We start from the raw sequence: 4,661 nt of genomic DNA on the forward strand, positions 1-4,661 counted from the left end.
CGCCGGTGTTTTGTTCTTCCTTGGTGGGTTGAAAAATGGGCGGTCGCAAAGGGTCAGGGGGGCCATGACCTTTTCAAACATGTTTTCCTTGTTCGTCCAAACCTCGGCAAATAAATTTTGTTTTTCGAAAATGCCAAATGGCGCCTTAAATTCGGCGTAACCCACGTTGCGTTTTAACGTCGGCGACCACAGCGACGCCGTTACATGGCCGCATTCGATTTTTTCCTTGTGGTAAACTATCGAATCTTTTGCTTCCTTCTTTGTCGCGATGTCAATTGGGTGCAGAACGAACCGCATGTTGCGTTTGGTAACCGCGTCGTCGCCGCCGCCCGACAACCGCCACAACGCCGATTTGCCGTTGAAATATGGTTTGTCGAAATGCACCAATTTGCCCATTAATAATTCATATGGCGTGCGGCCGCGCCCCGGGCGGGTGGCGACGTGCGAGCTCATGAAATCGACGTTGGTGGCGATGAAGCCTGCCTCGACCCGCGCCAACCCCAACGCCCCCTGGCCCACCGGGTGAATGCGTAAATTTTTGCCAACCGCCAACAGGCTGTGCCATAATGTTTCAATCAAATCGCGGTGGCACCATAATTCGTAACCCAAATCGCCGGTGAAACCGGTGCGCGATATCATCATCGCCATTTTGCCGGGTTTCATAAAACTTGCGCCCGCGCCGCCGCGCCATTCAACAATGTCGAATGGTTTCATGTTGCCAATGTCGGGGATTTCAAAACCTTCCAGCTTTGTTTCGTGAAGACGTTTGAGGAGCGCGTAGGCGACCGGCCCCTGTATCGCCAGGGCCGCCACGTCGCGGCTGAGGTCGGTGAGGGTTACATCAAATCCCTCCTGCAACGTCAGCAACCATTCCCATTGCGATTCTTGGCAAGTTAAAAGATATTCGTTTTTGCCCAGGTGGAAAATTGTGCCGTCGTCTATCACCATGCCTTCCTCGTCACACCACAGGCAATAGGCAACGCGGCCGACCGCGACCTTTCGCATGTCGCGCGTGACAAATCGGTTGACGAATTCGGTGGCGTCGCGACCGGTGATAAGATATTTGTGCAAAATCGAAACATCAATCATCCCCACCGAATTGCGCAGGGCGAAATACTCCTCCGACAGGCTTTGGTAAAATGTTGGTGCGCGGTGGCCAACCCAACTTTCAAATGCGTGGGATTTCACCAATTTGTCGGTAACATGAGACAGGGCGGATGATTCCAAACCGCGTTCGACCATTACCATGTTTTTATTTTGTGCCATTGTCATGTGGTTGCTCCTTATAATTATTTTTTATTATTGGAAATTTTTCGTGCGGTTTTTAAAATGGTGCGCGCCGCCAAAATGCCGGCCATGCCATGAATGTCGCCGCCCGGGTGGCAAGCCGCGCCGCCAACATAAAGATTATCAATCGGCGTGCGGTAATGGCTGAACCCGACCGACGCGCCAGACGCAACGCCGTTGATTGGCCGCCACGCCCACAATTGGTCAAGCGTCAAATCGGCGTGGTGCCAGGCCGCGGGGTGCGCCTTGGGGAAGGCCGGGTTGCCGGCCTCGCGGTAATCATCGCCGCCGCCGTAATCGGCCATGTCGTCGGGCAGGGTCAATTCGACCTTTTGCGGGTCAAGGTCAGGCAGGTAGGTTTTCAATTGGTCGAGCACGATTTTTTTCACCTGGTTGGCATTTTGTTTAACGCGCAATGGCTGGTTAAAAATTTGCAAAAACAATTTGTCATGCCGCCACGTCATGGCGATGGGAAATTGGCTGGGGTAGGAATCATATTTGCTGTCCAAAAATTGCGATTCCAATTGTTGCCGGCCGCCGGTGATAACAATGCGGGTTGGCGATTTTTTTTGATTGGCAATAATTTTTGGTTGCTGTTTGGTGGTGATGGTCATGTGCGCCACCAAGCCGCGACCGCGCACATGGTGGGTGCGGCGCACCAATTCGCCGTCAAATTCGCGCGCCCCAACCAATTGAATCGTGCGGTGCGGGGCCAGGGTCGATAACACAATATCGGCCGCAATGGTTTTGCCGCCGGCCAATTTAACGCCGGTTACACATTGCTGTTGGTTACGAAATTCCGATGTAATCTCGGCAACTTTTTTGCCGGTTTCAATCACCACGCCGCGCCGTTTTAAAACCCGTTCAAAGGCGCGAAACAATTTTTCGGGGTCAAGGGCGTAGGCGGTGAGCCCGAGGTTTTTGCCAAAGGCCTGGCGCGACCACAGGGCGGGTATGGTGCCCGAATGGGTGGCGTAAAGACCACTGCCGTGCGTGCTGTGAAAATTCCACAGGCTGGTCAGGGCTTGGCTTTGCCCCTCGCCCAGATGTTCGTTAAAAATATCATCGCCATTTTGCGCAATGATTTTTAAAAAATCATATTGCGATTTTTTGCTCATCAATTTAAAGGCCAGGCCAGCGCGGATAAGGTTGGGGAAATCGCGGCGGTCGCCCTCGAACTTGGGCGGCGCGTGGCTGACAATTTTTTGCCAAATCTTGATGTATTTTTTCATTTTCTTTTCCAGCAGGCGGTGATTGCGGACCAAATCATTATCCAGCCCGATGTATTTTGTGCCGCCACGCGTTGGCCGCAACAACACCGAATCGTTGTCGTCGCCCAGCACGATGCTGGTCATTTTTTTGCCCAAGCGAAACCCGCCCCACAAAAGTTGCGACCGCGTGTTGCGCGGCAAGCCGTAACAATAATCGGCGTGGCGCGCCAGGCCGCCGAGTTCTTTATCGCCGTCGACCACCGTTACCCGCCGGCACAGGAACGAAAATGGCCGGCGCGTTAATTCCAACGCGGCCGACAGGCCGTTGATGCCGCCGCCAATGATGATGATATTTTTTTTGTGAAACATTTTTTTTATCCGTTTATTCTATGCCTATTGCGTGTTCAGGGCGATGCCGACGCGTGGTTTTTTTAAATCCTTCAAAATTTCGCGCGCCGCGTTGGCACCATTCGCGCCCATCACCCCGCCGCCCGGGTGGGTCGACGCACCGCACAGGTAAAGCCCGCGAATCGGCGTGCGGTATTGGGCGTAACCCGGCACCGGACGATTAAATAATAATTGGTCGAGCGATAATTCACCCTGAAAAATATTCCCCTCGCTAAGCCCGACCTCGCGTTCGATATCGAGCGGCGTGCGAACCTCCATATGCAAAATTTTATCCTTGATGTCGGAATAACGCGCCGCCGAATTGATAACGGTGTCGGCGAAGGCTTTTTTATTTTCCTCGGTCCATTCGCGGCCGTTTGATAATTCGTAAGGCACATATTGCACAAAAAATGACACGACATGTTTGCCGGCGGGCGCCATGGTGGGGTCGATGATACTGCCGAACAGCATATCGACATAGGGTTTGCGCGACCAATTGCCGCGCCGCCAATCGTCGTATGATTGTTCGTAAACATCGAGGTTATCCTCGAGGTGCAAATCGCCCGCTAAACAGGCCGCGCCGTCGGGGATGCAGGTGAATGTTGGCATGCCGTCCAACGCGACATTTAATTTGCCGGACGAGCCACGAAATTTAAACCGGCTGACCGATTTTAAAAAATCGCCAGGCAATTGGTCGGGCGACATGTGGTTGATGAAGGTTTGGCGCACGTCCATGCCCGACACCACCACGTCGGCGTTGTATGATTTGCCGTCGTCGCACACCACGCCGCGCACGCGGTTGCCGCGCACCAAAAATTCCTTGATACCATTGTTCGATTCGATAACCCCGCCGACCGATTGGTATGATTTACCCAGGGCCTGGGTTATGGCCCCCATGCCGCCGCGCGCGTAGCCCCAGGCGGCATAAACCCCGTCGACATCGCCCATGAAATGGTGGAGCAGAACATAGGCCGTGCCGGGCGAAAAAACCGACATGCCCGAACCGATAATGCCGGAGCCGGCGTAAAGGGCCTGCAACGCGCCGGTTTCAAAATACTCACGGGTGAAATCGCCAGCCGAAATGGTGAAGAATCTTATCATCTCGGCCATGTCCTTCGCCCCCAAATTGCCGTATTTTTTGGCGAGGAAAATTAATTCGGAAATATCGCTTATCCCCATTTTTACCGGGTCGGGCGGGGTGCGCAATAATAAATCCTTGATGAACCTGGCCTGGCGGGTTAAAAATTGGCCGATACGTTCGTAGGCATCAACGTCCTTGATATTATGGCGGGCGATTTCGCGGCGTTGCGCCCAATGGTCGGCGTAGGTTGAAAAATAATCACGGCCGTTATCAACCACCACGCCACCGCTTTCGTACGGGATAACCTGCAGGCCAAATTTTGTTAATTCCAAATCGCGCCAAATTTCGGAGCGAAACAAACTGCAGACATAGGAACAATTGCTGTAGATCCAATCTTGCTCGGGCGTTTTGTAATGAGAAATCGAGGTTGCCGCGCCGCCGATGTGCGGGGTTTTTTCGACCACCAGAGTCGACAGGCCGGCGCGTTGCAAATAATTGGCGGTTACCAAACCATTATGGCCGGCACCAACAATAATCGCATCGTATTTTTTTGGCCGGGCTTGGTTACCCCCATTGCCTAGTATATTATTTTCTTGGCTCATCTCCCCTTTTCTCCTGACGGCAAAAAGCTAGCATAGTGGAAAAACCTTGTCAAACCACTTTGTCAAACCACTTTCGATGGGTTTTTGGTGAGG

General features: G+C 53.0%; 3 protein-coding genes. All 3 read right to left on the reverse strand.

Annotated elements, in window-relative coordinates:
- A partial coding sequence (locus QM529_07465; GenBank protein ID MDI9314493.1) for a hypothetical protein occupies nucleotides 1–1,272 on the reverse strand: 1,272 nt, incomplete at its 3' end.
- 17 nt (nucleotides 1,273–1,289) lie between these two features.
- Nucleotides 1,290–2,867, reverse strand: coding sequence for an FAD-dependent oxidoreductase (locus QM529_07470; protein ID MDI9314494.1), 1,578 nt, complete (start codon nucleotides 2,865–2,867; stop codon nucleotides 1,290–1,292).
- A gap of 24 nt (nucleotides 2,868–2,891) precedes the next feature.
- Nucleotides 2,892–4,568, reverse strand: a complete 1,677-nt coding sequence (locus tag QM529_07475) for an NAD(P)/FAD-dependent oxidoreductase (GenBank protein ID MDI9314495.1) — start codon at nucleotides 4,566–4,568, stop codon at nucleotides 2,892–2,894.
- Nucleotides 4,569–4,661 lie beyond the last annotated feature (93 nt).

Source organism: Hydrotalea sp. (genome assembly GCA_030054115.1).
GTDB lineage: Bacteria > Pseudomonadota > Alphaproteobacteria > JASGCL01 > JASGCL01 > JASGCL01.

What these genes read in the sequence shown, in the direction of transcription:
- QM529_07470 (MDI9314494.1), bottom strand. Translation starts at nt 2,867, where the DNA reads ATGTTTCACAAAAAAAATATCATCATCATTGGCGGCGGCATCAACGGC.
- QM529_07475 (MDI9314495.1), bottom strand. Translation starts at nt 4,568, where the DNA reads ATGAGCCAAGAAAATAATATACTAGGCAATGGGGGTAACCAAGCCCGG.